Here is a 24,020-nt window from a genome sequence, read left to right as displayed (position 1 = left end):
ATGTGCAGGCGGTGGATCGTGATTGCAGAAGCTGACGGACGGGCCGATTCGCCAAACGATACATGCCGCCTAGACAGCTTTCCCAAACGACTCCCTCTTGTGCCGCAGCACCGCGCAAAAGGCGGCTCGTCGCGGCGTTGATCGCCGTTCCGGGCCTGATGCCCGCGCTTGCGCACGCCCAGTTGGTGGGGGAAGCCGCGCAGCCGCAGCCTATTGACGCGCCATGGGGCATGCAGCTGGCCCCGCAACTCGAAGAGCACCCATTGCAGCCGGGCCAGAAGCCGGCCACCTTCGTGCTCGGCGACACCACCAGCGGCACCACCGACCAGGACATGGCCGCCAAGGGTTCGGCCGAGGTGCGCCGCAATGCGGTCGTGATCAAGGCCGACGCCTTGCATTACGACCAGGACACGGACATGGCCGACGCGTACGGCCAGGTCCACGTCGTCAATAGCGGCAACTCGTTCGTCGGGCCGGAAGCACACATGCGTGTGGATTCGAGCGAAGGCTTCATGACCGCGCCGAAGTACCGCTTCAACGTGACGGGCGGCTCGGGCAGCGCGGAGCGCGTCGACTTGCTCGACAACGAGCGTTCGGTGTTCACGAAGGGCACGTACACGGGCTGCTCGTGCGCGGACAATCCGGCCTGGTATATCAAAGGCAGCGAGTTCGATTTCGACACCGGCGCGGACGAAGGCGTTGCGTACAACAGCGTGCTGTTCTTCCAGGGCGTGCCGGTATTCGCGTCGCCGTGGCTGTCGTTCCCGCTGTCGGGCGACCGGCGCAGCGGGGTGTTGCCGCCCACGTTCTCGCTCAGTTCGTCCAACGGCTTCGAACTGTCGGTGCCGTATTACTTCAACATCGCGCCGAATCGCGATCTGACATTGACGCCGCGCCTGATCTCGAAGCGCGGCGTGCAGTTGCAGTCCGCCTTCCGCTATCTGTCGCCCACGTATTCCGGCTCGATCACCGGCGAGTACCTGCCGAACGACCACCTGACCCATACCAACCGCTACGCGCTGTACATCCAGCACAACCAGAACTTCGGCAACGGGTTCGGCGGTTACCTTTACTACAACAAGGTCTCGGACAATACGTATCCGGAAGACCTGGCGTCGTCGGTCAACCAGTTCATGAACGGCACCCAGCTCCTGTATCAACAGGAAGCGGGGTTGACTTACAACAACGGCCCGTGGTCGGTGCTCGCCCGCGAGCAGCACTGGCAGACGCTGACGCCGTCAGTGGCGCCGTACGGCCGCGAGCCGCAGTTGAACGTGAAGTACGCTAAGTACAACATCGGCGGCTTCGACTTCGGCACGGAAGTCGACTACACCAATTTCCGCATCACCACCGCGGACATGACCCAGGGTCAGCGGGTGCTGTTCAACCCGTACCTCTCGTATTCGGTGGTCGGGCCGGGTTACTTCGTGACGCCTAAGGTGCAGTGGCACTTTGCGTCGTACAACCTGAACAATGTCAGCACCGGCACGCCGATCGGCACGCCGAAGAATTTCACCGAATCGATCCCAACCCTGACTTTCGACACCGGGCTGATTTTCGATCGTTCGGTACGGATCTTCGGTCAGGATTACATCCAGACGCTTGAGCCACGGCTTTATTACGTCTACACGCCGTACCGCAACCAGGCAGCCGCGCCGCTGTTCGACACGGCCGAGTCCGACTTCGGGCTGGCGGAAATCTTCACGCCGAACACTTTCGTCGGTAACGACCGGATCGCTGACGCGAACCGCCTGACCGCAGCCATCACAACGCGCTTCATCAACCCGGCCACGGGTGACGAGCGCGCGCGCTTCGTGATCGCGCAGCAGTACTACTTCCAGGATCAGCGTGTCACGCTGCTCCCTACCCAAACCAGCACGCAGGCCACGCACTCGGACCTGATCGCGGGTGCGTCGCTCAAGCTCGGGGCCGGTTTCGCTTCGGAAACGGCGTTCCAATATAATGCCGACAACAACCAGTTAGTGAAGACGAGCGTCGGCTTCGGGTTCAGTCCGGCGTCCGGCAAGGTGATCAATGTCGCGTATCGCTACACTCGCTCGAACACCACGTTGGGCAACCAGCCGATCAACCAGGTGCTGATCTCCGGACAGTGGCCGCTGACGCACCGGGTGTACGGGGTAGGCCGTTTCAATTACGACCTGGGCGGGCACCGGATCGTCGACGGTCTGGTCGGCCTGCAATACGACGCCGACTGCTGGACGCTCGGCGCCGGAATTCAGCGCTATGCGAACGGTCTGAACACGTCGTCGCAGCAGCAGTCGAGCACGCGGTTTCTCGCGCAGTTGACGTTCAAGGGCTTGTCGAGCGTCGACAACGGGTTGATGGCCGCGTTCCGCTCCAGCGTGGCGGGCTATACGCCGTTGCCGCCGCCGCCGCCGCCGGAAGCGCGTTTCACTAATTACGAATGACGCTGGCCCTATAACGATCATTTATAAAATGCGAAAAGACGGGCGAGGCGCGCCCGACATCATTGGAGTATCTGTGGCAATCATGAAAAAGCTTCGCTTGGCAACGCTTGCGGCCGGTCTTATCGCCGCGGCGTCTTTCCTGTCGGTCGCGCCGGTTCAGGCGCAGTCGCTGCCCGGCAATAACGGTCAGACGGTCGACACCATCGCAGCGGTGGTCAATAACGGTGTCATCACACGGCGCGAGCTCGACGAGCGCATCGGCCTGATCACCCACCGGTTGAACCAGCAGAACGCGCCGGTCCCGCCGACGGACCAGTTGCGCCAGCAGGTGCTCAACCAGATGGTGCTGGAACGCATCCAGTTGCAGAAGGCGAAAGAAGACAACATCAACATCGACGACGCCGCTGTGCAAAAAACGCTTGAGCGGCTCGCGCAGGCGAACAACCTGCCGCTCGACACGTACCGTGCGCGTATCGAGGCGCAAGGCGTGCCCTGGTCCACCTTCACGAGCGACGCGCGCACCGAACTCACGCTCTCGCGTCTGCGCGAGAAGGAAGTGGACAGCAAGGTCACGGTGTCGGACGCCGAGGTCGCGAACTACATCGCCAGCCAGCGTGGCCCGAATGCCGGCCTGACGAGCGATCTGCATTTGCAGCACATCTTCCTGAAGGCGCCGCTGAACGCGTCGGAAACCGACATCGAAGCCGCGCAGAAAAAGGCTCAGGCCCTGCTGACCGAGGCCAAGGGCGGTGCCAATTTCGAAAAGCTCGCGAAGTCGAATTCGCAAGCGCCGGATGCATCGAAAGGGGGCGATACGGGTTTCGTGCCGCCGTCCAAGCTGCCGCCTGAGTTTGTCAAGGCTGCCTCCACGCTGCGCCCGGGCGAGGTCAATCCGGATCTGATCCGCACCAACGACGGCTTCGAAATCGTGCGCCTCGTTGATCGCCGCGCCGGCCAGGGGACCAGCTCCGATGCGCCGAAGCTCGTGCAAACGCATGTGCGCCATATTCTGCTGCGCGTCGGCGACGGCATGTCCGAGCCGCAAGCGCGTCAGAAACTGCTCGAAATCAAGAAAGAGATCGCCGCGGGCGGCGACTTTGCGAAGTTCGCTCACACCTACTCGCAAGACGGTTCGTCGTCGCAAGGCGGCGACCTCGGCTGGATCAGCCCGGGCGAGACGGTGCCGGAATTCGAGCGCGCGATGAACAGCCTGCAGGACGGTCAGATCAGCGACCCGGTGCGCAGCGAATACGGCTATCACCTGATTCAGGTGCTGGGCCGCCGCGAATCGGAAGGCTCGGTCTCGCAGCAGATGGATCTGGCGCGTCAGGCGATCGGCCAGCGTAAGGCGGAACAGGCCTACGCCGACTGGCTGCGCGAGTTGCGCGACACCGCCTACGTGGAAGTGAAGCCCGCTCTGACGAGCGCGCAATAAACATCATGACAACCGCCGTGCAGTCCGCCAGCCTTCCGTTGCAGATCGCGATTACGACCGGCGAGCCAGCCGGCGTTGGCCCCGAACTGACCGCGCAGGCGCTGGCAGGGGCGGCGGCACATTGGCCCGGCGCGCAGTTCACCGTGCTGGGCGACGCGGATTTGCTGGCCGAGCGCGCACGCGCGGTGGGCGTCGATTGGGCCGCGCTGGTGGCTGACGGCAAGCGCGTGCGGGTGCAGCATCGGCCGCTCGGCGCGCCGTCGGTAGCAGGCAAGCTGGACGCCGCCAATGGCCGTTACGTGCTCGATCTGCTCGACAGCGCGATCGACGGTGCCATGGCCGGCACGTTCGACGCGGTCGTCACCGCCCCGCTGCAAAAAAGCACCATCAACGATGCCGGTGTGCCGTTCACCGGCCACACGGAATATCTGGCCGAGCGTACGCACACGCCGCGCGTGGTGATGATGCTGGCGGGCACCGGTAAGCGTCCGTTGCGCGTCGCGCTTGCGACTACGCATTTGCCGCTGAAAGACGTCTCCGCCGCGCTTTCGGTCGAAGGCATCGTGGAGACGCTACGCATCGTCGATCACGACCTGCGCCACCATTTCGGTTTGCCGGCGCCGCGCATCCTCGTGACGGGTTTGAACCCGCACGCGGGCGAAAACGGCTATCTGGGCCGCGAGGAAATCGAGGTGATTTCTCCGGCGCTGAAGCTCGCGAATGAGCAAGGCATCGACGCACCGGGCCCCTATCCGGCCGACACGTTGTTCCAGCCGCGTTATCTGGAACAGGCCGACTGCGTGCTGGCAATGTTTCACGATCAGGGCTTGCCGGTATTGAAGTACGCGACCTTCGGCGAAGGCATCAACGTCACGCTCGGCTTGCCGATCATCCGCACCTCGGTCGATCATGGCACCGCGCTCGATCTGGCCGGCACGGGCCGAGCCGACTCGGGCAGCCTGATCGCCGCGATCGATACGGCGGTTTCGATGGCGCGGCACCGCCGCGCGGGCTGATTCAGCGGTTGCGGCGCGGCTTCGTACGCGCCTCCCGGGCTCTCTCGGTTCTTGCAGGTTTCGCGTCCGTTGTGCGTGTTCCTTCCTGGTTTGTTCCTATTCTTAAGCAGTTCTCTTTCTTAGCGTTTCTTCGATGTCCACCAGCAGACAGCAACAGGGCCGGCACCAAGGTCATATCGCGCGCAAGCGTTTCGGGCAGAATTTTCTGGTCGATATGGGCGTGATCGATTCGATCGTCGACGTAATCCGGCCGCAGCGCGGCGAGCGCATGGTCGAGATCGGGCCGGGGCTCGGCGCGCTCACCGAACCGCTGATCGAGCGACTGGCAACGCCCGAAGCGCCGTTGCACGCCGTCGAGCTGGATCGCGATCTGATCGGCCGTCTCAAGACGAAATTCGGCGGCCTGCTCGAACTGCATGCGGGCGACGCGCTCGCGTTCGACTTCGGAACGCTGGCCGCACCCGGTGAGAAGGCGTCGCTGCGCATTGTCGGCAATCTGCCGTACAACATCTCAAGCCCGCTGTTGTTTCATCTGACCGCGTTCGCGCATCGCGTGATCGATCAGCATTTCATGCTGCAAAACGAAGTGGTCGAGCGGATGGTGGCGGAGCCCGGCACCAAGGCGTTCAGCCGCCTCTCGGTGATGCTGCAATATCGCTACGTGATCGACAAGCAACTCGACGTGCCGCCCGAAGCATTCCAGCCGCCGCCGAAGGTCGATTCGGCAATCGTGCGGATGATCCCGTACGAGCTGCATGAACTGCCGGCAGTGGATGAGCGTGTACTCGGCGAAGTGGTGACGGCGGCCTTCTCGCAGCGGCGCAAGATGCTGCGCAACACGTTGGCCGTGTTTCGCGACGCGGTGGACTTCGACGCACTCGGCTTCGATCTGCAACGCCGCGCCGAAGATGTGCCGGTGGCCGAATATGTGCGTGTGGCGCAGGTGGTGGCGCAAGGACGTGGGAACTAGGCAGCAGTGCGCTGCGCCGGCGCATTGACCAGCGCGATGCCGGTCAGCACCAGCGCCGCCGCCATCAGAAAGCGCAGGCTGAACGATTCGCCGAGCAACAGCACCCCGAAGGTCACGCCGAACATGGGCGTCAGGAACGAGAACACCGACAGGCGCGACGCGCTGTATCGCGTCAGCAGCCAGAACCACACCAGATAGCTGACGAACGCCACGACCACCGCCTGATACGCGAGACTCATCACCGCCAGCGGCGTGACGGCTTCCAGGCGTATCTGGCCAAGCCCCAGCGCGAGCCCGAGCAGCACTACCGCCGACACCGTCAATTGATAGAACAGCGTCTTGCTGGCGCTCGATTGGGCGAGGCGCGAGGCGCGCACCACAACGGTAGTCGCAGCCCATGCGATGCCGGCCAGCACGCCGAGCGCGTCGCCGGCCACGCCCGTCAGCGTTGCGCCTGGCGCCGCATGGCCGTGCAGGAAGCCGTCCGCGAACGCCAGCGCCATTCCCGCAAACGCCACGAGGATGCCGAGCCACTGAATGCGCCGCATCCGCTCGCCCTCGACGAACCAGTGCAGGCCGAGCGCCGTGAAGCACGGTGCGGTGTACAGGAAGACCGCCATGCGCGATGCGCTGGTCAGCGTCAGGCCGAGGAAAATGCACACGAACTCAGCCGCGAACAGCATGCCCGCGAGTAAGCCCGCGCCCAACGTGCCGTCGTCACGAAAGAGCGGCGTGCCGCGCGACCACGCCCAGCCCCATACCAGCACGGCCGCGATCGCCGAGCGCAGGCCCGCCTGGAATACCGGCGGCAGCGCTGCGTTGGTGCTCTTGATCGCGACCTGCTGGAGTCCCCAGATTGCACACAAGCCGATCATCAGCAGGATGGCGAAGCTATCTGGGGCGCGACGCGTAGGCAGGGCAGTGGTGCTCATGGATTGGTTTTTGATGGCGAAGACGAAGGGCGGTGGAAGGGCCGGCGATCAGTATCGGATGTCGGCGCGGATCGCGGCAGTCGGCCGAATGGCTAGCCTGACGTTCAACCGGCAAGCCAGGCGCGGCAATGGGTCATACGATATCAAAACCGTCTCCGCCGTAAAGCGATGACCCCACCGCCTACGCGTGCTTCTTACGGGCTGCAAGCACTTCGCTGACATAACAACACTTATAACAACCCATTTCCTTACAGCTCTGAATTCGCGCTAAGGTTCACCCACACGCATTTCGTCAGGTCATTCAAACCGTTCGCCTCGGCCGCGGTGCAAGGCGCCGATTCGGACCGTGTCGTGTATTTGTCGATTTACACGGCCTCAAACGAGCAGCGTGCCGATACTTTGCATCAGGCGTGGCGGCGTCGAATAGCCGCGAAAAGCGGGAACCTGTACGAGGAGACGCGATGAAAAAAGTTACCCCGTTGGCGGCGGCAATCGTGCCCGCAGTATTGGTGTGTCAGATGGCGCACGCGCAATCTGGCGTGACGCTCTACGGCGTGGTCGACGAGAGCGTTCGGTATCTGACCCATGCAAACAAAGCGGGCGATTCGTCGATCGGGCTCGGCAACGGCGGCATGACGGAGAGCCGCTGGGGCCTGAAGGGCGTCGAGGATCTGGGCGGCGGCTGGTCTACATTCTTCAAACTCGAAAACCGTTTCTATATCAATGGCGGCCAAAGCGATCCCACCTTGCCGTTCTTCAACGAAGCGCAAGTGGGCGTGCGCTCGGCTTCGTATGGCCAGGTGATCTTCGGCCGGCAATACAACGTGATGATCGAAGGCATTACCGCCGGTGGCTACGGCAGTAATCTCTGGATTCCGTACGATTTTAGCTTCCAGCCCGAAGTGACGATGACCGGCGGGATCTGGACGAGCAACCAGGTGCAGTACCAGGCCAAATACAACGGTTTCAGTTTCGCCGCCGGTTACGCGCTCGGCGGCAACGCGGGCAATTCCTATGGCAGCCAGATCGGCGCGGCGGCCGCATATGCCCCGCCGGGCGGCCCCTTCACTTTCGGCGGCGCGTATGAAGAGGCGAAGGACTCGGTCAACGGCGCAGCCGCGAAGGCATGGACCTTCGGCGGTTCGTACACGTGGGACAAGACGCGCTTTTCGGTCGGTTACATCGTCAATCAGAACGACGCCGGGTTTTCGAATTTCGCCAACGGGCCATTCACCGCGCCCGCCTTGGCCGCGCTCAAGTACACCGACTTTTCGCGGCGCCGCATGATCATGGGCGGCATCACGCAGCAGGTCGGCAACGCGTGGCACTTCGCCGCGAATGTCTGGCGCACGCTGCAGGACGGCAAGACCTCCACGCAGGATGGCTCGGCGTGGCAGTACCAACTGGTCGCCGACTACAACCTGTCCAAACGCACCGACGTCTACCTGGAAGGAGACTACTCCCTGTACCGGGGCGACCTGATCGGCGCGCAGTTGCAGGGCGTCAACGGTGTTGGGCTCGCGCAGAAGGGTAGCCAGATCGGCCTGATGGCCGGGGTGCGGCATCAGTTCTGAGCACTTACCAACGCCAGCGCGCGCCCAGATTGCCCTCCACGGTGCTGCGGTGCGCGCCGTTCACATTCGTCGTGTAACTCGCGGTGGCGAACACGCTGCCGCGCGCGCTCAAATGCGCGACCATGCCGATGCCGAATTGAGCGGCTGTCGCGGCCACATCGGTGGGAATCACGGTCGTGCCGGCGAAGGTCGCGCTATCGGTGCCGCTGAAGTAACGCCATAGATTTGCGCGCAGATACGGTTGCCACTGCGCGCCTCCGCTTTCGAAGCTGCCTTGCAGACGCAAGCCGAGCCGGCCCACGAGGCTATTTGCCGCATGGAACGACACATTCGAAATGCCGTCGTTGAGATCGTCGATCGATGCGTGCTGCCAGATCAGTTGTGCTTGTGGTTCGAGACTGAGGTTGGCGCGCAGCCGAATCGGCAGGCCGGCCTCCAGCGAGGTCGTCACCGCGCGGCCACGTGTGCTCGCGCCGATGCCCTGATTCGACGACGGATCGAGGGTCAGCGAACTGCCCATCACTACGGCATCGGTGTACCAGCCGCCCGGCCCGATGTGCGTCCAGTAAGCACCTGCGCTGTACGCATTGATTGCCAGCCTCCCGGCCGACAGATCGGGGACGCCGAGTGCGAAGCCGTTCACGTCGCCTTGGGCGCGGGCAACGCCGATGAAGAAACCATAGTGATTGCGGTGGCCGCTCGCGCTGCGATCGGCGTAGATATCGTGACCCACCTGTACGCCGGCCATCGTGCCGCTGAATTCGGGGTTGGCGGCGCCCCCGTTGCTCTGCGAGGTGTGCTCGCCCCAGACACGCGCCCATGCGGCGGCTAGCGGGCCGCTTTCGTTCAGCAGGAACTGCTCGCCCTGGCGGTCGTGGAAGGTGCCGATCTGCGCGATGCCGAGTTCGCGCGTGAGTACCGGGACCTCGGCATAAACGGGCACCTCCATGCGGTAGAGCGGTGTCGCTGCGGCGCCTGCGGGAGGGGCAGCGGGCAGTGGCGGCGTGCCGGGAGCCGGGATCGGTGTGTTTGCGGCGCCCGGGGGCGGTGTGGGTGTGGGTGTGGGTGTGGGTGTGGGTGTAGGAGTTGGAGTTGGAGTTGGAGTTGGCGTTGGCGTCGGAGCCGCTGCCAGACTCGAGCGCAGATACCAGTTGTCCGCCGTCCCCGCGCTCACTCCGCCCTTGAACAGGTAGTACGTGTAGGCGCCCACGGACAGCGGCTGCGGCAGCGTGAAAGCATTCGCCGTAGTTGTCGCGCCGTTCGTCGCCTGCACGACGAGGATGCCGTCCGTGAGCGTGGCGCCGCCGGAGCCGCCAACATTGGTGATGCCGACCGAGGTATTGCCCGAGCCGACGCCCTGCGCGATCACCAGCTTGTCGCTTGCCGAGCCGTCGCCGCCCAACACCGTCTGCAGCAGCAGGCGGCCGTTGAGTCCGGTGTAGTTGCCGTTGATCACCAGCGTGTTGCGCGTACCCGTCGCGCCGTTGCTCAGATCGATGGTGCCCGCGTTGTTGACGTTCACGCGTTGACCCGCAACAGCCGGTGCGATCGTCGCCGTGCCGCCAAAGCCGCCTGCAAACACGGTGCTGCTCGAATCGACGTTGAGCGTGCCGGTCAAGGTGCCGCCGTCGCCGAGTACGAGGCCGTTGGCGTCGAGCGTCAACTGGCTGCCGTTGGTGACGTTGACGGTCTCCCAGTTGACGAAGCGGCCGAGACCGCTCGCCGACGTGCGGCTGAAATTGAGGACGTCGTTGCCGGTGCCTGCGTCGAAGCTCGGCACGCCGGCGAGATTGGCGTCAGTGAGGCCGGTGAGATTGGCCGTGTCGTCGCCAGCGTCGAGCCGCACGAAGCCGGTGACGGTACCGCCGCTCCAGTTGAACGTGTCGTTGCCGCTATCGGTCCAGATCGCGCGGCCATTGCCGCCCGCAATGGTGCCCGTGTTGTTGATGACGATATCGAAGGTGCCGATCGAACTGATCGCCTGACTCCCGGCTGCGGTGATGGAGCCGCTATTCGTGATCGTTGCCGGGGCATTGGCTAAGGCGACTGCGTTGATCGCACCTGTAATCGTGCCCGCATTGTTGAACGTGCCGCCGCCGTTTGCGACGACCGCATTGGCCTGCTGACTGACGATGCTCGCGCCCACCGCATTGTTCAGCGTGACGTTGCCCAAAAAGAGCGCCCCCAGGCCGCCCGTGCCACGCGCGATGACCGAGCCGGTATTCGTCACGACGCCTGGCGTCGTATCAAACGACACGAGGCCGTGTGAACCGGCACCCGAGACGTCGATCGTGCCGTGATTCGTCAGCACGTTGTTGCCGGCCCCGCCGACGGCGTTTCCGTTGGCCACCATGCCATCCGAACTGGCGCCCGTCGTCGTGATCGAGCCGTTGTTGACGAGCGTGTCGTTGTCCGTCAACGCGGCCATCCCGTGTGAACCGACGCCGCTTGTCGACAGCGTGCCGTTGTTGGTGAGCGTGCCGCCGCCCGGGCTCGCGAAGTCGTGCATCGCGACCGAATCGTTGCCGGTGGTGCGGATCACGCCGGCGGTGTCGTTCAGCATGGTGACTGCGGCAGCGTCGTTGAACATGCCTTCCGATTCGACGCCGCTGGTCACGATCGTGCCGCGGTTGATCAGCACATTCTGGCCCATGCCGCCGCTTGCGCCGTGCACCGAGATGGCGTCGAAGGTGTCGCCGGCGCCGACCAAGGTGCCGAGATTGGTGACGGTGCTGCCGTCACGCACGATGATGACGTTGTTGCCCGTGACGTCGAGTTCGGCGCCGGCCTCTACGTTCACTGTGACGTTGGCGCTGCCGACAGCCGCGGCCACGGGCGTGGTGGACGGGTTGGGGGCACTACTGTTGCAGGTGACGGTCTGGCCGCTGACCGGCGAGGTGTTGTCGCAGACGGCGTATGCGGATTCGCATGGCAGAAGGATCGCCAGTCCGAGTGCGGACGAGAAGGTTTCGAGCAAACGCAAACGCACAGGCACAGGCCGCGAGCATTTACGACGCATACAGTGGCTCTCCAGTAGAACAGGTCTGGTCAGTTCCTGCTGGGTTCTCTATGTGTGCTGCGCCGCCTCTTCATTTGCCCCGCCTGACGGTGTGAAAGAGAATGTATCGTCTGACGAAATTAGTCAATGAGTCGAACTTAGTCAATGACCCGAATGATGTACGACGCAAGCGACGAGTCGCATCACCGCGCGCTGACGAGGCTGCCCGAGGGCAGCACACACGTCTCGTAAGAGCCTCGAAAAAGCTGGGTGCAAGCAAACGAAGCATCGCCGCGACGCTCAACCCGGCGCGCCCTCCAGACGCCGCTTCGACCGTTGTGGATCGATCAGTGCGAAGCCGGCCGCGCCGACGATCAGCAGCAATACGCCGGTTACGGCGAAGCCGATCTCATAGCCACGCACGTCGCCTGCCGCGCCGAGCAGCTTGCCCATCGCGACCGGTCCGATCAGGCCGGCGGTGGTGACGATGGAGTTGGTGACCGCGAGCAGCGCTCCGCGCCGCGCTGCCGGTGCGACTTCGGCGACCAGCATCGGACCGAAGGTGAAGGTCTGGATCGCCAGCGCGCTGGCGAGCGCCATCAACGCGACCTTGACGAGCGCCGGCGCGCCGCACAACAGCGCACAGTAAGCAAACCCACTCACCACGCATGCCGCGCTGATCAGTTTGCCGCGCGCCACCTTCGACGGCACGCCGCGCTTGAGCAGCCGATGCGAAAACATCGCGAGCGCGATGCCCAGCGGGATCTGCGCGGCGACTTGCAGCGCGAACAGCCAACCTGCCTCAGTCGCGGCGAAGCCAAGGCCGAGCCGGAAATAGGCCGGCACCCAGGTGAAGCCGATCGAGATCACCGCATAGCCGATAAAGCATTGCAGCATCACGCCGATGACAGTGCGGTCGCTCAGCATGCTACGGAAGCGCGCTGACGCGGCACGCGGGCCGGCCGCCGCCCCCGGCGCAAACGCGGGCGATGCGTTGTGCTGACGATTGCCCGTCTTGCCGAGACACAGCCACAAGACGGTCCAGCCGATGCCGACCGCGCCGAGCGTGAGAAATGTCGCGTGCCAGTGCCACCGCTGCGAGATATACGTGAGCAACGGTCCCGCGATGATGACGCCGGCGGTCGCCCCTTGTTGCACGATGGCAGTAGGCAGATTGCGTTCACGGTCGTCGAACCAGGTGTAGACCACATGCAGCGCGAGCGGCGAGGCCGGCCCTTCACCGGCACCCAGCAGGACGCGGCACAGCAGCAGCACGGCAAAGCTGGTCGGCCACGCGAGCGGCAACTGCGCCACGGCCCAGATCAGCGCAAGCGCGGCGAGCAGCCACTTCATATTGACGCGGTCGGCGATCAGGCCGACGGCGATACCCGAGATCGAGAACAACATAAAGAACGCGCTGCCGACGAAACCGAACTGGCCGTGCGTCAACTGCATGTCATGCATCAGCGGGATCGCGACGAGACCGAGCACGGCCTTGTCCGCGAAATTGATCAGCATGAACAGGAACAGCGAGGCGACGATCACCCAGCGGCGCCCTTGCGCGGTCTCGCGTGCGTGGGGGGGATGAGCCGATGCCGTGTCGGCGGCGAGCGCCGTGCAGCGTTTCGTGCTGCTGAGGAAGGTAGGCAAAGCATGTCTCCATGTCGGGCGCGGGGGCGCTGGGTTTTCGCCCATTTGAGGTGGTATAACTGAATTGTTCAAGTGCATTCTCGTAATCGGGAGCTTGCAAAATATGCATGAAGTCAATTCCCGCCGCCTTACCCATTTGGTCGCGCTCGCCGAGGAAGGCAGCTTTGCGCGGGCGGCGGAGCGGGTTCATCTGAGCCAGCCGGCGTTGAGCCGCAGCATTCAGGCGCTCGAAGACGAGGTCGGCATGAAACTGTTCGACCGCGCGGCACGCGGCGTCGCGATGACGGCGGCAGGGCGGCTGCTGGTCGAACGCGCCCGGCGCGTGCTGTTCGAAACGCGCTGCCTGTTCCGCGACGTCGAGCTGCTGAAGGCGCACGAACTCGGCGAGGTACGCATCGGCCTCGGGCCCTATCCGGCAGTCGTGCTGCTGCCGGACCTGCTGGTGGAATTCGCGCGGCGCTTTCCGAAGATCAAGGTGTCGATCGAACTCGGCGAAGGCGATGCGCTGCTTGCCAAGCTGCGCGCCGAGCAGATCGACTTTCTCGTCACCGACCGCCGTGTGCCGCCCGTGACGCCCGATGTCACGTTGCAGCGCCTGCCGCGTCACGAGGGCGGCTGGTTCGCGCGGCCGGACCATCCCTTGTTTGCGCGTGGCACGGTGCCGCTCGCGGCATTGCGCGAGTTCCCGCTGGTGTCGGTGACGTTGCCCGCGTTCATGAAGGACGCCCTGCATCGCCTGCTCAAGTACCGCGCGCACGAGCAAATTCCGTTGCAGATCGAATGCAACGACGTGACGGTGCTGAAGGATGTCGTCGCGCAGACCGACGCGGTGCTGTTCGCCACGGCGTCCGCGGTGCGGCGCGATCTGGGGACGCGGCGGCTCGCGCGCATTCCGCTCAGTAACCCGCCGCGTCTTGCCCTCGAATTCGCGCTGGTGTATCTGGCCGAGCGCACGCCTTCGCCGGCCGCCTATTCCGCGTTGGGGCTCGCCGAACAGGTGATGGAGAATGCCAACCGCGCGGCGCAGGGCCTGCTGCATCCCGACTCATTGGCGACATGAACGGGCCGGTAATGGGACGGCCGAGTACGCGTATGATCGCGCCCCGGTGATTACCCTAGGTGCGGTTGACAAGGTGCTTCCGATCGCGGACGATCCGGAATCCAGATTCCGGTTTCCCGTGAGTCTTCATTTTCTCAGCGCGGCAAACCGAACCGAGGCTAAACACAGCATGACGACGACGTCACTCCGCAGCCGCGAAGCGCCGCCGAGCACCATTGCGCCGCCGCGTCAAACGCGCAGCCAGCAGGGGCTCGCGCGCATGCTGCACGCGGGGCGCGAGCTGATCGAAGCAAGCGGCAACCTCGACGATCTGTCGATCAACGACATCGTCGAGCGGGCCGGTACGTCGATCGGCGCTTTCTACCGGCGTTTCGACAATAAGGATAGCTTCTTCGACGTCTTGCAGGACGCGGCGATGGCAGAGGGACTCGAGCACGTGCGCGAGACGGTCGAGCGCGATCCGGCCTGGCGTTCGAACGACGCGGCCACACTCGCCGACGCGATCATTTCGTTCTACGTGATGACGTTCCGGCGCAATCGCGGGCTGTATCACGCGTCGTTGCTGCGCGCGTCGCAGCGCAAGGCCAGTTGGGACGCCGTGAAATCGACCAATCATGAGGTGTTGGCACTGATCGTGCCGCGCCTCGTCGGCGCGCTGGCACAGGCGCGCGGGGTCAAGGCCGATGAAAGCACTCCCCGCTCGCTCGAATTCGAAGTGCGTGCCACGCTGCAAATGATCCTGGGCATGCTGGTCAACAGCGTGCTGAACGATCCCGGTCCTTTGTCGCTCTCCAGCCGGCAACTGCGGCCATGGCTGCAAATCCGACTGCGGCGCTGCCTCGGCTTGCCGGACGGTTGATTTTTTTTTACCCAGAAAACGGAATAAGAATTCCGATTCCGAAATTGATGAACTGATCGACGGACAGCGCGACTCCCGTTACGCGCAGCCGAATATTCAAGGAGACACCGCGTGAACTCATGTTGCCCCGAACTGGTCCGTAACCCCGCCTTCGACGCGCCGCATATCGGCGAACCGCTCGATGTCGCATTCGACGCCGGCGTGAATCTCGCCTTCGCTCTTGCCGCGCCGACCGTGCCGCCGCGTCTCACCGAACACTCGCGGCGCATGGCGCAGCGCATCTATCGCATAGCCGAGCGCGTGTATTGCGCGGTCGGCTATGCGATCGCGAACATCATCTTCGTGGTCGGCGACGACGGCATCGTGGTGGTCGACGCGACCGAGGCGGTTTCCGCCGCCAAACGCATCTATGAGGACTTCTGCGCGATCGATCCGCGTCATGCCGAGCTGCCGGTCAAGGCCGTGGTCTATACGCACAATCACACGGACCACACCGGCGGCGTGCGCGCCTTCGTCGACGAGGCCGCGCTTGAAGCGGGCAGCGTCGAGATCATTGCGCACCGCACGTTGATGGACACCGTGATCAACAACGCGAACCTCGTCGCACCGATTCTCGCCACCCGCTCGGCCTACAGCTTTGGCACGCTGCTGCCGCCTGGCGCGACCGGCAAGGTCAATGCGGGCATCGGCCCCGTGTTGATTGCGGAGCCGGCGAGCTTCTTCGCGCCGACCCGCGTGTTCGACGACAAGCTCGACATCGTGCTGGCCGGCGTGCGCTTCGAGTTTCGCTACGCGCCCTCCGAAGCCGACGACGAAATCGTGATGTGGCTGCCGGACCTCGGCGTGTTGCTGTCGGCGGAAGTGATCCAGGGCGAGTGTCTCGCGAACGTCCACACGTTGCGCGGCACGCGCTATCGCGATCCGGTGCGCTGGTATCAGACCATCGACATGATGCGCGGCTTCAACGCCGCGCATATGGTGCCGGCGCATGGCCGGCCGGTATCCGGCGCGCAGTATGTCGCCGAGGTGCTGTGCGTGTATCGCGACGCCATTCAGTTCATCCACGACCAGACCATCCGGCACATGAACTTCGGCCTGAGCCCGGACGAACTTGCCGAAGCGATTCCCGCGCTGCCGCCGCATCTCGCGGAGCATGCGTGGCTCGGCGAGTACTACGGCACGGTCAAGCATTCGGTGCGGCAGGTGTATAGCGGTCAGCTCGGCTGGTTCGATGGCGATCCGGCGTCGCTCGATCCGCTGCCGCGTGCGGAACGGTCGCAGCGCATGGTCATGATGATGGGCGGCGTGGAAGCGGTGCGCGCCGCAGCGCGAATCGCGTTGGGCGACTCGGATTGGCGCTGGGCCGCGGAGCTGGCGACGCTGCTGGTGCGGTTCGATACAACCGACGCCGACGCGCGCAATATCAAGGCGGCCGCGCTGCGCGAGTTGGGCTACCTGACGGTCAACACCAACTGGCGCAACTGGTATCTCAGCGCGGCGCGCGAACTCGAACATGCCTACGACGAATTGCCGTTCGCCGGCAGCGCCAGTCTCGCGTCGGTGGATGTGTTGCGCGCGCAGCCGTTGCGCAACGTGTTCCAGCGCTTTAGCGTGAACGTCGATCCGGAACGTTGCGCCGACGTGCAGATGACACTCGCATTCCGTGTGACGGACCGCGATGAAACACATGCCCTCGAACTACGGCGCGGCGTATTGCAGATACACGAGCGCACCCCTTCGACGATCGACGTACAACTCGCGCTGGAAACCGGCACGTTGTACGGCATGCTGCGCGATATGGCGACGCACTTGCCGAAGTGTCTCGAGGACGGCACCGTCGTGCTGGAACGCGGCACGGCGGAGCAGTTGCGCAGATTTTTCGAATGCTTCGACCGGCCCGCGTGGCGCATGCCCGCGCTGACTGCGCGATAGAAAGCGCATCGCTCGCATTGGAGCGTCAGCGCACCGGCACATCGTGCATAGGTGAATCGCGATGCGAAACAAAAGGAAGAGACATGGAGAAAATCTGGCTGAAGTCGTATCCGCCAGGCGTGCCGGCCGAGATCGACACTACGCAGTTCGGCTCCGTTGCGGACCTGCTGGAACAGAGCTTCCAGAGGCACGCGGCAGAGTGCGCGTTCGTCTGTATGGGGCGCGAGTTGACCTACGGCGAACTCGATTCGAAGTCGCGCCATCTTGCGGCGTGGTTTCAATGGCTAGGTCTCGCGCGCGGCGCGCGCATCGCCGTGATGCTGCCGAACGTGTTGCAATACCCGGTGGTCATGGCGGCGATCCTGCGTGCCGGTTACGTGGTCGTGAATGTCAATCCGTTGTACACGCCACGAGAACTGGAGCATCAGTTGAACGACAGCGGCGCGCAAGCGCTCGTGCTGCTCGATACGTTCTCTAAAACGCTGGAGGCGGTGCAGGGGCAAACATCGATCAAGCATGTCGTGCTGACGTCGATTGGCGAGATGCTCGGCGCGGGCAGCCCTGAGATTGCAGAAGATGTGCCGCCGACCTCGCGCATTGCATTGAACGAGGCGATCGCGCGTGGTGCGGACGCGGGCTTTACGCCGGTCACGCTCACCCGCGCCGATGTGGCCGTGCTGCAATACACGGGCGGCACCACTGGCGTCTCGAAGGGCGCGACTTTGCTGCACGGCAATCTGATCGCGAACGTCCTGCAATCGGAGCTGTGGCGCGAGCCGGTGTATCGCGGGCGCACCGACATCAAGCAGTACATCACCGTGGTCGCGCTGCCGCTGTATCACATCTTCGGCCTGACGATCTGCGGCTTGCTGACGATGCGTTGCGGTGGCATGGGCATTCTGATTCCGAATCCACGCGACCTGCCGGGCTTGATCAAAGCCTTGCGAGGCTACGCGATCAACTCGTTCCCCGGTGTGAACACGATGTACAACGCGCTGCTGAACGAGCCCGACTTCAGGACGCTCGACTTCTCGAAGCTGGTGCAATCGAACGGTGGCGGCATGGCGGTGCAGCAAGCCGTCGCGCAACGTTGGCAAGCACTGACTGGCGTACCGATCGTCGAAGGGTATGGGCTGTCGGAAACGTCGCCGTGCGCCACCACCAATCTGCCGACGTCCACCGCGTTTACCGGGACGGTCGGCTTGCCGTTGCCGTCCACGGATATCTCGATTCGCGACGACGCCGGCCACGAAGTGCCGCTTGGCGAACGCGGTGAAATCTGCATTCGCGGGCCGCAGGTGATGGCTGGCTACTGGAACCGTCCCGAAGAAACCGAAAAGGTGATGACGCCCGATGGCTTTTTCAAATCCGGCGACATCGGGGTGATGACGGAAGAGGGCTTCGTGAAGATCGTCGATCGCAAGAAGGACATGATTCTGGTGTCGGGCTTCAACGTCTATCCGAACGAAATCGAGGACGTGGTGGCGAAGCATCCCGGCGTGTTCGAAGTGGTGGCGGTCGGCGTGCCGGACGCGGAGGCAGGCGAAGTGGTGAAGCTGTACGTCGTGAAGAAAGACCCGGCACTCACCGATGCGGACCTTCTCGCGTTCTGCAAGGCGCAACTGACGGGCTACAAGCGCCCCAAGATCATCGAATTCCGCAGCGAACTGCCGAAAACCAATGTCGGCAAGATTTTGCGGCGCGCGTTACGCGACGAGCTAAAGAGCGCGGGTTGAAAGCGGGCGTGCCGCGCGTCTCGCGCTGCGTGGCACGCTCTGCAGCGCTGCGTGATTCCGGGTACATTTACGTTCTCGACATCACGCACCAGGGAGTACAACAATGCGCCTGCTTCACACCATGCTCCGGGTCGGCGACCTGGACCGCTCGATTGCCTTCTATACCGAACTGCTCGATATGAAATTGCTGCGCCGCGATGACTATCCGGACGGCAAGTTTACCCTCGCCTTCGTCGGCTACACGGACGAACGCAGCGGCACCGTCCTCGAACTGACGCACAACTGGGACACGCCGTCGTATGACCTTGGCAACGGCTTCGGGCACCTCGCCGTCGAAGTGGAAGACGCCTATGCCGCGTGCGACAAGATCAAGGCACAAGGCGGCACGGTCGTGCGCGAAGCCGGCCCGATGAAACACGGCACCACCGTGATCGCCTTCGTCGAGGATCCGGACGGCTACAAGATCGAGTTCATCCAGAAGAAAAAATAACGTAAGCGGCGGGATGAGGACAAGCAATGAATAACAGCAATCCCTACTTCAAAGAACTCGGCGACATTCACGTCGAAATCCAGGCTTTGTTCGACGGCTCCGCGGATGGCGGCACGCTGGATCGCATCATGGCGCGCTTCGCTCCGCAATTCAGCCTGGTCATGCCGTCCGGTATCGCACTGGATCACGCGGGTCTGCGCGAAATTTTCGCGAAGCTGAACGGCGCGCGTCCCGGCTCGCAGATCAATATTCGCGATATGGAGATCGTGTCCGAGTATCCGTCGGGCGCGGTGGTGAAGTATCGCGAGTATCAGCGCGACAGCGCGGGCAACGCCAACGTGCGGCGCTCGACGGCGGTGATGGATCGCGGCGCTGACGGCAAGGTGACGTGGCTTCATCTGCAGGAAACTTTCTGCACGGAGTGAGCCGCAGGCTTCAGAAGGTCGGCGCTTCAGGCTGAAGCGCCGATTTTTCACTGTTCGTTACTGCGGCCGGGTTCGACACGTCGCGCCGCCAGCACGTAGCGCGTTAAAGCGTCGGCAGCAATTCCGGCGGATGTGATTTCAACGTCTGCCGCGCTTCGCGGAATTCCGGAAAAATCGATTCGACCGTCTGCCAGAAGCGCGGACTGTGATTCATCTCGCGCAGATGCGCGAGCTCGTGCGCGACGACGTAATCGATGATCGACAGTGGGAAGTGGATCAGCCGCCAGTTCAGGCGGATTTTGCCGTCGCTCGAACAACTGCCCCAACGCGTGGCCGCCGAAGAGAGCGCATACGCGCGATAGTTGACGCCAAGCTTCTCCGCATAGATCGCGAGGCGCTCGCCGAACAGGCGCTTCGCTTCGCCTTGCAGCCAGCCTTGCACGCGATCCTTGATCTGCTGCGGATCCGCTTGCAAGGGAAGCGGCACTTGCAGCGCCGCCTGCTCCGCGCTGAACGCAAGCATGCCTTGCGGCGAGCCGAGCTTCACGCGCACCGGCTGGCCGAGATACGGCACTTCCGCACCGTCTTTCCAGTCGACCTTCGGCAACGCGCGCTGTTCGACACGCGTTTGCCATTCGATCAGTTTCGTGAAAATCCAGCGCTGCTTTTCGGTGATCGCAGTTTCGATATCGGCGAGCGTGACCCAGCGTGGTGCGGTAATCATCAGGCCGGTACTGTCGATCGCAAAACCGATCGAGCGGCGTGCAGAGCGCTTGAGCACATAGTGCAGCGTGCGCGAACCGATGGTGAGGCTGCGCAGCTTACTGCCGTCCGGTGCGAGCGGCACGGCCGGCTGCTGCCCGCTCAAGCCCGCCGAAGGTCCGGACGGTGAAGGGGACGACGACGTCGACCCCGGCTCGGCGAAGAGCGGGAGATCGAGTTGCCGGTTATCGAGCGCCGCAGCGGGCTGCGACGTAGGAGACTTCTGCATCGGATTCGGCTTCGCGCAAATGCGCCTTCGAGGGCGCGGGCGCGTCAGATTGGTGCGGCGGCGGAGGGGTTTTCCGCCGCGCGGTACGCGGTAGGATCGATGCGGCGCATTTCAGCTTCGATCCACTTTTCGACGCGCGTGTTCACTTCGTCGGGCGTGAGCCCCGTCGTCTCAATCGGCTTGCCGATGGACACTGTGACTATACCCGCATATTTGAGAAACGAGTTGCGCGGCCACACACGTCCGGCGTTGTGCGCGATCGGCACGACCGGCGCGCCGGAGGCAATCGCGAAACGCGCGCCGCCGGTTTTGTACTTGCCTTGCTTGCCGGTCGGCGTGCGCGTGCCTTCCGGAAACATGATGACCCAGGCACCTTCGGCCATGCGCGCTTTGCCTTGCCTGATGACGGAATCGAACGCGTACTTGCCTTCCTTGCGATCGATGTGAACCATCTTCAGCATGCCGAGTGCCCAGCCGAAGAACGGCACATACAACAGCTCGCGCTTGAACACGTAGCACAGCGGTCGCGGCATCAGCGCTGGAAACGCCAGCGTTTCCCACGCCGACTGATGCTTGGACAGCAGCACGGCCGGACCGTCGGGCAGATTCTCATAGCCTTCGATCTTGTAGCGGATGCCGTTCAGCCAGCGCACCACGTGCAGCGTGGTGGCGCACCAGCCGGCGGCCATCCAGTAGCGGCGATCGGCGCGCATGAACGGGAACGCGATGAAGCACGCGGTCGCGTACGGCACCGTGAAGACGACGAAGTAGATCAGCAGCAATGAAGAACGAATGAAGCGCATCGGCGTGGTCAGTGAGGGTTGGGGACGCGCTCGACGCGCATCACTCGTGATCGTCGGAGAGGAAGTCGAGCGCGAACGCGCGCAGGTCGTCGTGGACGAGGGTGCCTTCGGGCAGGCCGCCGGCTGCGAGCGTTTTACGGCCCTTACCGGTCAGCACCAGATGAGTCGGATGTCCGAGCGACGCACCCGCTTGAAGATCGCGCATCGCGTCGCCGACCACCGGGGTATTCTCCGGATCGACTTCGAAGCGTTCCGTGATCATCTTCAGCATGCCCGGCTTCGGCTTGCGGCATTCGCAATGATCTTCCGCCGTGTGCGGGCAGAAAAACACCGCGTCGATGCGGCCGCCGACCGTCGCCGCCATGCGATGCATTTTCAGATGCATCGCATTGAGCGCGTTCATGTCGAAGAGACCGCGGCCGATGCCCGACTGGTTGGTCGCGATCGCGACGCGATAACCGGCCTGGTTCAGACGCGCGATCGCTTCGAGCGAACCGGGCAGTGCGACCCATTCGTCCGGCGACTTGATGAACGCTTCGGAATCGACGTTGATCACGCCGTCGCGGTCGAGGATCACCACTTTTTTGGTCGGCATGGCGCGGGGCTCAGGCGGCGAGCCGGGAAATGTCGGCGACGCAATTCATCTGCTGATGCAGCGCGCCGAGCAAGGCCAGCCGGTTGGCGCGCAACGCCGGATCGTCGGCGTTGACCATCACGTCGTTGAAGAACGTGTCGACCGGTTCGCGCAAGGCGGCGAGCGCGGTCAACGCGCCCGTGTAGTCACGTGCGGCGAGTTGCGATTGCACGCGCGGCGTGACTTGTTCGAGCTGCGCATGCAACGCTTTTTCCGCCGCTTCGATCAGCAGCGTGACTTGCACACCGCCGGTCGCTGCGCTTTCCGACTTCTTCAGGATGTTCGAAATGCGCTTGTTGGCCGACGCGAGCGATGCCGCTTCGGGCAGCGCAGCGAATTCGCGCACCGCATCCAGACGCGCGACGACGTCCTCGAGGCGAGTCGGGTTGAGTGCGAGCACCGCGTCGATTTCGCCCGGTGCGTAGCCGCGCTCACGCAGCAGACCGCGCAGGCGATCCATGCTGAATTCGTAGATCGCTTGCGTCGAATCAGCGATGTTCGGCACGGCGGAGAATTGCGCGTAAGCGGTGCGCAGCAGTTCGACAAAGTCGACCGGCAGTTGCTTCTCGACCAGAATCCGCAGCACGCCGAGCGCGTGACGGCGCAGCGCGAACGGATCTTTCTCGCCGGTGGGCTGCAGGCCGATGCCCCAGATGCCGACCAGTGTTTCGAGCTTGTCCGCCAGTGCGACGACGGTGCCGGTTGCCGTGGCCGGCAAGGCGTCACCGGAGAAACGCGGCTGATAGTGTTCCGAGCACGCGAGCGCGACTTCTTCCGGCTCGCCGTCATGGCGCGCGTAATACGTACCCATCGTGCCTTGCAGTTCGGGGAATTCGCCGACCATGTCGGTGATCAGATCGGCCTTGGCGAGACGTGCGGCGCGCTTGGCGAGCGCGACGTCCGCGCCGATCAGTCCGGCGATCGCGCCGGCCAGCCCTTCAACACGCTCGACGCGTTGCAACGCCGAACCCAGCTTGTTGTGATACACGACGTTCGCGAGCAGCGGCACGCGGTCGGCGAGCGGCTTCTTCTTGTCCTGCTCGAAGAAGAACTTCGCATCGGCCAGACGCGGACGCACCACGCGTTCGTTGCCTTCGACGATGTCGCCCGGCGTCGCCGTTTCGATGTTCGACACGATCAGAAAGCGCGAGCGCAGCTTGCCGCTCGCATCCGTCAGCGCGAAGTATTTCTGGTTCGTCTGCATGGTCAGGATCAGGCATTCCTGCGGTACTTGCAGGAACTCGTCCTCGAAACGGCAGGCGTAGACCACCGGCCATTCGACCAGCGACGTCACTTCGTCCAGCAACGATTCCGGCATCACGACCTGATCGCCTTCGGCTTGCGCGAGCAGATGCGTGCGGATGGTTTCCTTGCGGTCGGCAAAGCTCGCGACCACACGGCCCTTGTGCATCAGCGTGTCCGCGTACGAATCAGCGTGCTGGATCTGCACGAAGCCTTCGGAGAGGAAGCGGTGGCCGAGCGTGGTGTCGTCGGCATCGACACCCAGTGCGCTGACCGGCACGACCTGTTCGCCGTGCAACGTGGTCAGACGATGCACCGGACGCACGAACTGCACATTCGTGCCGTCCGGGCGCTGATATGTCATCACCTTCGGGATCGGCAGCTTGGCGAGCGTTTCGTCCAGCGCGGTTTGCAGGCCTTCGGCGAGCGTGGCGCCGGGCGCGGCGTAGCGCAGGAAGAAGGCTTCGGCCTTACCGTCTTGCGCGCGTTCCAGATCGTTCACCGAAAAATCGGGGAAGCCGAGCGCGGCCAGTTTCTTGGCGAGTGGTGCGCTCGGTTGACCGTCTTGGTCCAGCGCGACCGAAACCGGCAGCACTTTTTCGCGTACGTGTTTTTCCGGCGCGACCGCGCGGACGTTCCTGATCGTGACGGCGAGGCGGCGCGGCGTCGCATACCGATCGAACGACAGTTCACCTTCGATCAGATCGCGCGCCGCGAGGCGCTGCGCAATGCCTTCGGCGAAAGCGTCACCGAGGCGCGCGAGCGCTTTCGGCGGCAGTTCTTCGGTCAGCAGTTCGACGAGCAGGGTAGCTTGATGGGGTTGAGTCATTTCTAGGTGTTCTCG

Annotated in this window: 18 protein-coding genes; 11 read left to right on the top strand and 7 right to left on the bottom strand. The window is 63.7% G+C overall.

Annotated features, from left to right (window positions below):
- Positions 1-62: 62 nt before the first annotated feature.
- From ACAX43_RS11950 to rsmA, 4 genes are all read left to right on the top strand, one after another.
- Complete coding sequence (locus tag ACAX43_RS11950) at positions 63-2,429, top strand: LPS-assembly protein LptD (RefSeq protein WP_370708603.1); 2,367 nt, start codon at positions 63-65, stop codon at positions 2,427-2,429.
- Positions 2,430-2,502: 73 nt separating this feature from the next.
- On the top strand, positions 2,503-3,864 hold the full coding sequence (locus tag ACAX43_RS11945) for a peptidylprolyl isomerase (protein WP_370708601.1): 1,362 nt from the start codon (positions 2,503-2,505) through the stop codon (positions 3,862-3,864).
- A 5-nt stretch (positions 3,865-3,869) separates the two neighbouring features.
- The gene (gene pdxA, locus ACAX43_RS11940) at positions 3,870-4,880 is read left to right on the top strand and encodes a 4-hydroxythreonine-4-phosphate dehydrogenase PdxA (protein WP_370708600.1); all 1,011 of its coding nucleotides are present in this window, start codon (positions 3,870-3,872) and stop codon (positions 4,878-4,880) included.
- 133 nt (positions 4,881-5,013) lie between these two features.
- The gene (gene rsmA, locus ACAX43_RS11935; RefSeq protein ID WP_370708599.1) at positions 5,014-5,850 is read left to right on the top strand and encodes a 16S rRNA (adenine(1518)-N(6)/adenine(1519)-N(6))-dimethyltransferase RsmA; all 837 of its coding nucleotides are present in this window, start codon (positions 5,014-5,016) and stop codon (positions 5,848-5,850) included.
- On the opposite strand, the gene ACAX43_RS11930 is transcribed toward rsmA, so the two are convergent.
- The gene (locus ACAX43_RS11930) at positions 5,847-6,782 is read right to left on the bottom strand and encodes a DMT family transporter (protein WP_370708598.1); all 936 of its coding nucleotides are present in this window, start codon (positions 6,780-6,782) and stop codon (positions 5,847-5,849) included. The two genes, rsmA and ACAX43_RS11930, sit on opposite strands and share 4 nt — an antisense overlap.
- Positions 6,783-7,243: 461 nt before the next feature.
- Between ACAX43_RS11930 and ACAX43_RS11925 the strand changes: the two genes are divergently transcribed.
- Positions 7,244-8,356, top strand: coding sequence for a porin (locus ACAX43_RS11925; RefSeq protein ID WP_370708597.1), 1,113 nt, complete (start codon positions 7,244-7,246; stop codon positions 8,354-8,356).
- 4 nt (positions 8,357-8,360) lie between these two features.
- Here ACAX43_RS11925 and ACAX43_RS11920 read toward each other — a convergent pair whose 3' ends face one another.
- Together ACAX43_RS11920 and ACAX43_RS11915 are read right to left on the bottom strand one after the other, a co-directional pair.
- The gene (locus tag ACAX43_RS11920; RefSeq protein WP_370708596.1) at positions 8,361-11,375 is read right to left on the bottom strand and encodes an autotransporter outer membrane beta-barrel domain-containing protein; all 3,015 of its coding nucleotides are present in this window, start codon (positions 11,373-11,375) and stop codon (positions 8,361-8,363) included.
- A gap of 279 nt (positions 11,376-11,654) precedes the next feature.
- Entirely contained in the window at positions 11,655-13,004 is a 1,350-nt protein-coding gene (locus ACAX43_RS11915; protein ID WP_370708595.1) for an MFS transporter, read from the bottom strand.
- A gap of 103 nt (positions 13,005-13,107) precedes the next feature.
- Between ACAX43_RS11915 and ACAX43_RS11910 the strand changes: the two genes are divergently transcribed.
- The 6 genes from ACAX43_RS11910 (at position 13,108) to ACAX43_RS11885 (ending at position 19,506) form a co-directional block, all read left to right on the top strand.
- The gene (locus ACAX43_RS11910; RefSeq protein WP_370708594.1) at positions 13,108-14,064 is read left to right on the top strand and encodes a LysR family transcriptional regulator; all 957 of its coding nucleotides are present in this window, start codon (positions 13,108-13,110) and stop codon (positions 14,062-14,064) included.
- Positions 14,065-14,233: 169 nt separating this feature from the next.
- Complete coding sequence (locus tag ACAX43_RS11905) at positions 14,234-14,923, top strand: TetR/AcrR family transcriptional regulator (RefSeq protein ID WP_370708593.1); 690 nt, start codon at positions 14,234-14,236, stop codon at positions 14,921-14,923.
- Positions 14,924-15,034: 111 nt separating this feature from the next.
- Complete coding sequence (locus ACAX43_RS11900; protein ID WP_370708592.1) at positions 15,035-16,855, top strand: alkyl sulfatase dimerization domain-containing protein; 1,821 nt, start codon at positions 15,035-15,037, stop codon at positions 16,853-16,855.
- Between the two features lie 83 nt (positions 16,856-16,938).
- A complete protein-coding gene (locus tag ACAX43_RS11895; protein ID WP_370708591.1) occupies positions 16,939-18,591 on the top strand; it encodes a long-chain-fatty-acid--CoA ligase in 1,653 nt (550 codons plus the stop codon).
- 103 nt (positions 18,592-18,694) lie between these two features.
- Entirely contained in the window at positions 18,695-19,081 is a 387-nt protein-coding gene (gloA, locus tag ACAX43_RS11890) for a lactoylglutathione lyase (protein ID WP_370708590.1), read from the top strand.
- Between the two features lie 26 nt (positions 19,082-19,107).
- On the top strand, positions 19,108-19,506 hold the full coding sequence (locus ACAX43_RS11885) for a hypothetical protein (protein ID WP_370708589.1): 399 nt from the start codon (positions 19,108-19,110) through the stop codon (positions 19,504-19,506).
- A gap of 103 nt (positions 19,507-19,609) precedes the next feature.
- Here ACAX43_RS11885 and ACAX43_RS11880 read toward each other — a convergent pair whose 3' ends face one another.
- Genes ACAX43_RS11880 through glyS form a run of 4 tightly spaced genes read right to left on the bottom strand, consistent with a single transcriptional unit; the run spans position 19,610 to position 24,005 of the window.
- A complete protein-coding gene (locus ACAX43_RS11880; protein ID WP_370708588.1) occupies positions 19,610-20,497 on the bottom strand; it encodes a M48 family metallopeptidase in 888 nt (295 codons plus the stop codon).
- Between the two features lie 44 nt (positions 20,498-20,541).
- Positions 20,542-21,300 carry a lysophospholipid acyltransferase family protein gene (locus ACAX43_RS11875; protein ID WP_370708587.1) on the bottom strand — a complete coding sequence of 253 codons (759 nt, stop codon included), beginning with the start codon at positions 21,298-21,300 and terminating at the stop codon, positions 20,542-20,544.
- Positions 21,301-21,340: 40 nt separating this feature from the next.
- Positions 21,341-21,895, bottom strand: coding sequence for a D-glycero-beta-D-manno-heptose 1,7-bisphosphate 7-phosphatase (gene gmhB / locus ACAX43_RS11870; protein ID WP_370708586.1), 555 nt, complete (start codon positions 21,893-21,895; stop codon positions 21,341-21,343).
- Positions 21,896-21,905: 10 nt separating this feature from the next.
- A complete protein-coding gene (glyS, locus tag ACAX43_RS11865; protein WP_370708585.1) occupies positions 21,906-24,005 on the bottom strand; it encodes a glycine--tRNA ligase subunit beta in 2,100 nt (699 codons plus the stop codon).
- Between the last annotated feature and the right edge of the window lie 15 nt (positions 24,006-24,020).

It is taken from the genome of Paraburkholderia sp. IW21 (genome assembly GCF_041321145.1).
GTDB lineage: Bacteria > Pseudomonadota > Gammaproteobacteria > Burkholderiales > Burkholderiaceae > Paraburkholderia.
Note: the sequence above shows the minus strand (reverse complement) of the source record. Positions and strands in the feature narration are given on the sequence as shown.

What these genes read in the sequence shown, in the direction of transcription:
- gloA (WP_370708590.1), top strand. Translation starts at nt 18,695, where the DNA reads ATGCGCCTGCTTCACACCATGCTCCGGGTCGGCGACCTGGACCGCTCG.
- ACAX43_RS11895 (WP_370708591.1), top strand. Translation starts at nt 16,939, where the DNA reads ATGGAGAAAATCTGGCTGAAGTCGTATCCGCCAGGCGTGCCGGCCGAG.
- gmhB (WP_370708586.1), bottom strand. Translation starts at nt 21,895, where the DNA reads ATGCCGACCAAAAAAGTGGTGATCCTCGACCGCGACGGCGTGATCAAC.
- ACAX43_RS11950 (WP_370708603.1), top strand. Translation starts at nt 63, where the DNA reads ATGCCGCCTAGACAGCTTTCCCAAACGACTCCCTCTTGTGCCGCAGCA.
- ACAX43_RS11910 (WP_370708594.1), top strand. Translation starts at nt 13,108, where the DNA reads ATGCATGAAGTCAATTCCCGCCGCCTTACCCATTTGGTCGCGCTCGCC.
- pdxA (WP_370708600.1), top strand. Translation starts at nt 3,870, where the DNA reads ATGACAACCGCCGTGCAGTCCGCCAGCCTTCCGTTGCAGATCGCGATT.
- ACAX43_RS11930 (WP_370708598.1), bottom strand. Translation starts at nt 6,782, where the DNA reads ATGAGCACCACTGCCCTGCCTACGCGTCGCGCCCCAGATAGCTTCGCC.
- ACAX43_RS11925 (WP_370708597.1), top strand. Translation starts at nt 7,244, where the DNA reads ATGAAAAAAGTTACCCCGTTGGCGGCGGCAATCGTGCCCGCAGTATTG.
- ACAX43_RS11885 (WP_370708589.1), top strand. Translation starts at nt 19,108, where the DNA reads ATGAATAACAGCAATCCCTACTTCAAAGAACTCGGCGACATTCACGTC.
- rsmA (WP_370708599.1), top strand. Translation starts at nt 5,014, where the DNA reads ATGTCCACCAGCAGACAGCAACAGGGCCGGCACCAAGGTCATATCGCG.
- ACAX43_RS11875 (WP_370708587.1), bottom strand. Translation starts at nt 21,300, where the DNA reads ATGCGCTTCATTCGTTCTTCATTGCTGCTGATCTACTTCGTCGTCTTC.
- glyS (WP_370708585.1), bottom strand. Translation starts at nt 24,005, where the DNA reads ATGACTCAACCCCATCAAGCTACCCTGCTCGTCGAACTGCTGACCGAA.
- ACAX43_RS11905 (WP_370708593.1), top strand. Translation starts at nt 14,234, where the DNA reads ATGACGACGACGTCACTCCGCAGCCGCGAAGCGCCGCCGAGCACCATT.
- ACAX43_RS11880 (WP_370708588.1), bottom strand. Translation starts at nt 20,497, where the DNA reads ATGCAGAAGTCTCCTACGTCGCAGCCCGCTGCGGCGCTCGATAACCGG.
- ACAX43_RS11920 (WP_370708596.1), bottom strand. Translation starts at nt 11,375, where the DNA reads ATGCGTCGTAAATGCTCGCGGCCTGTGCCTGTGCGTTTGCGTTTGCTC.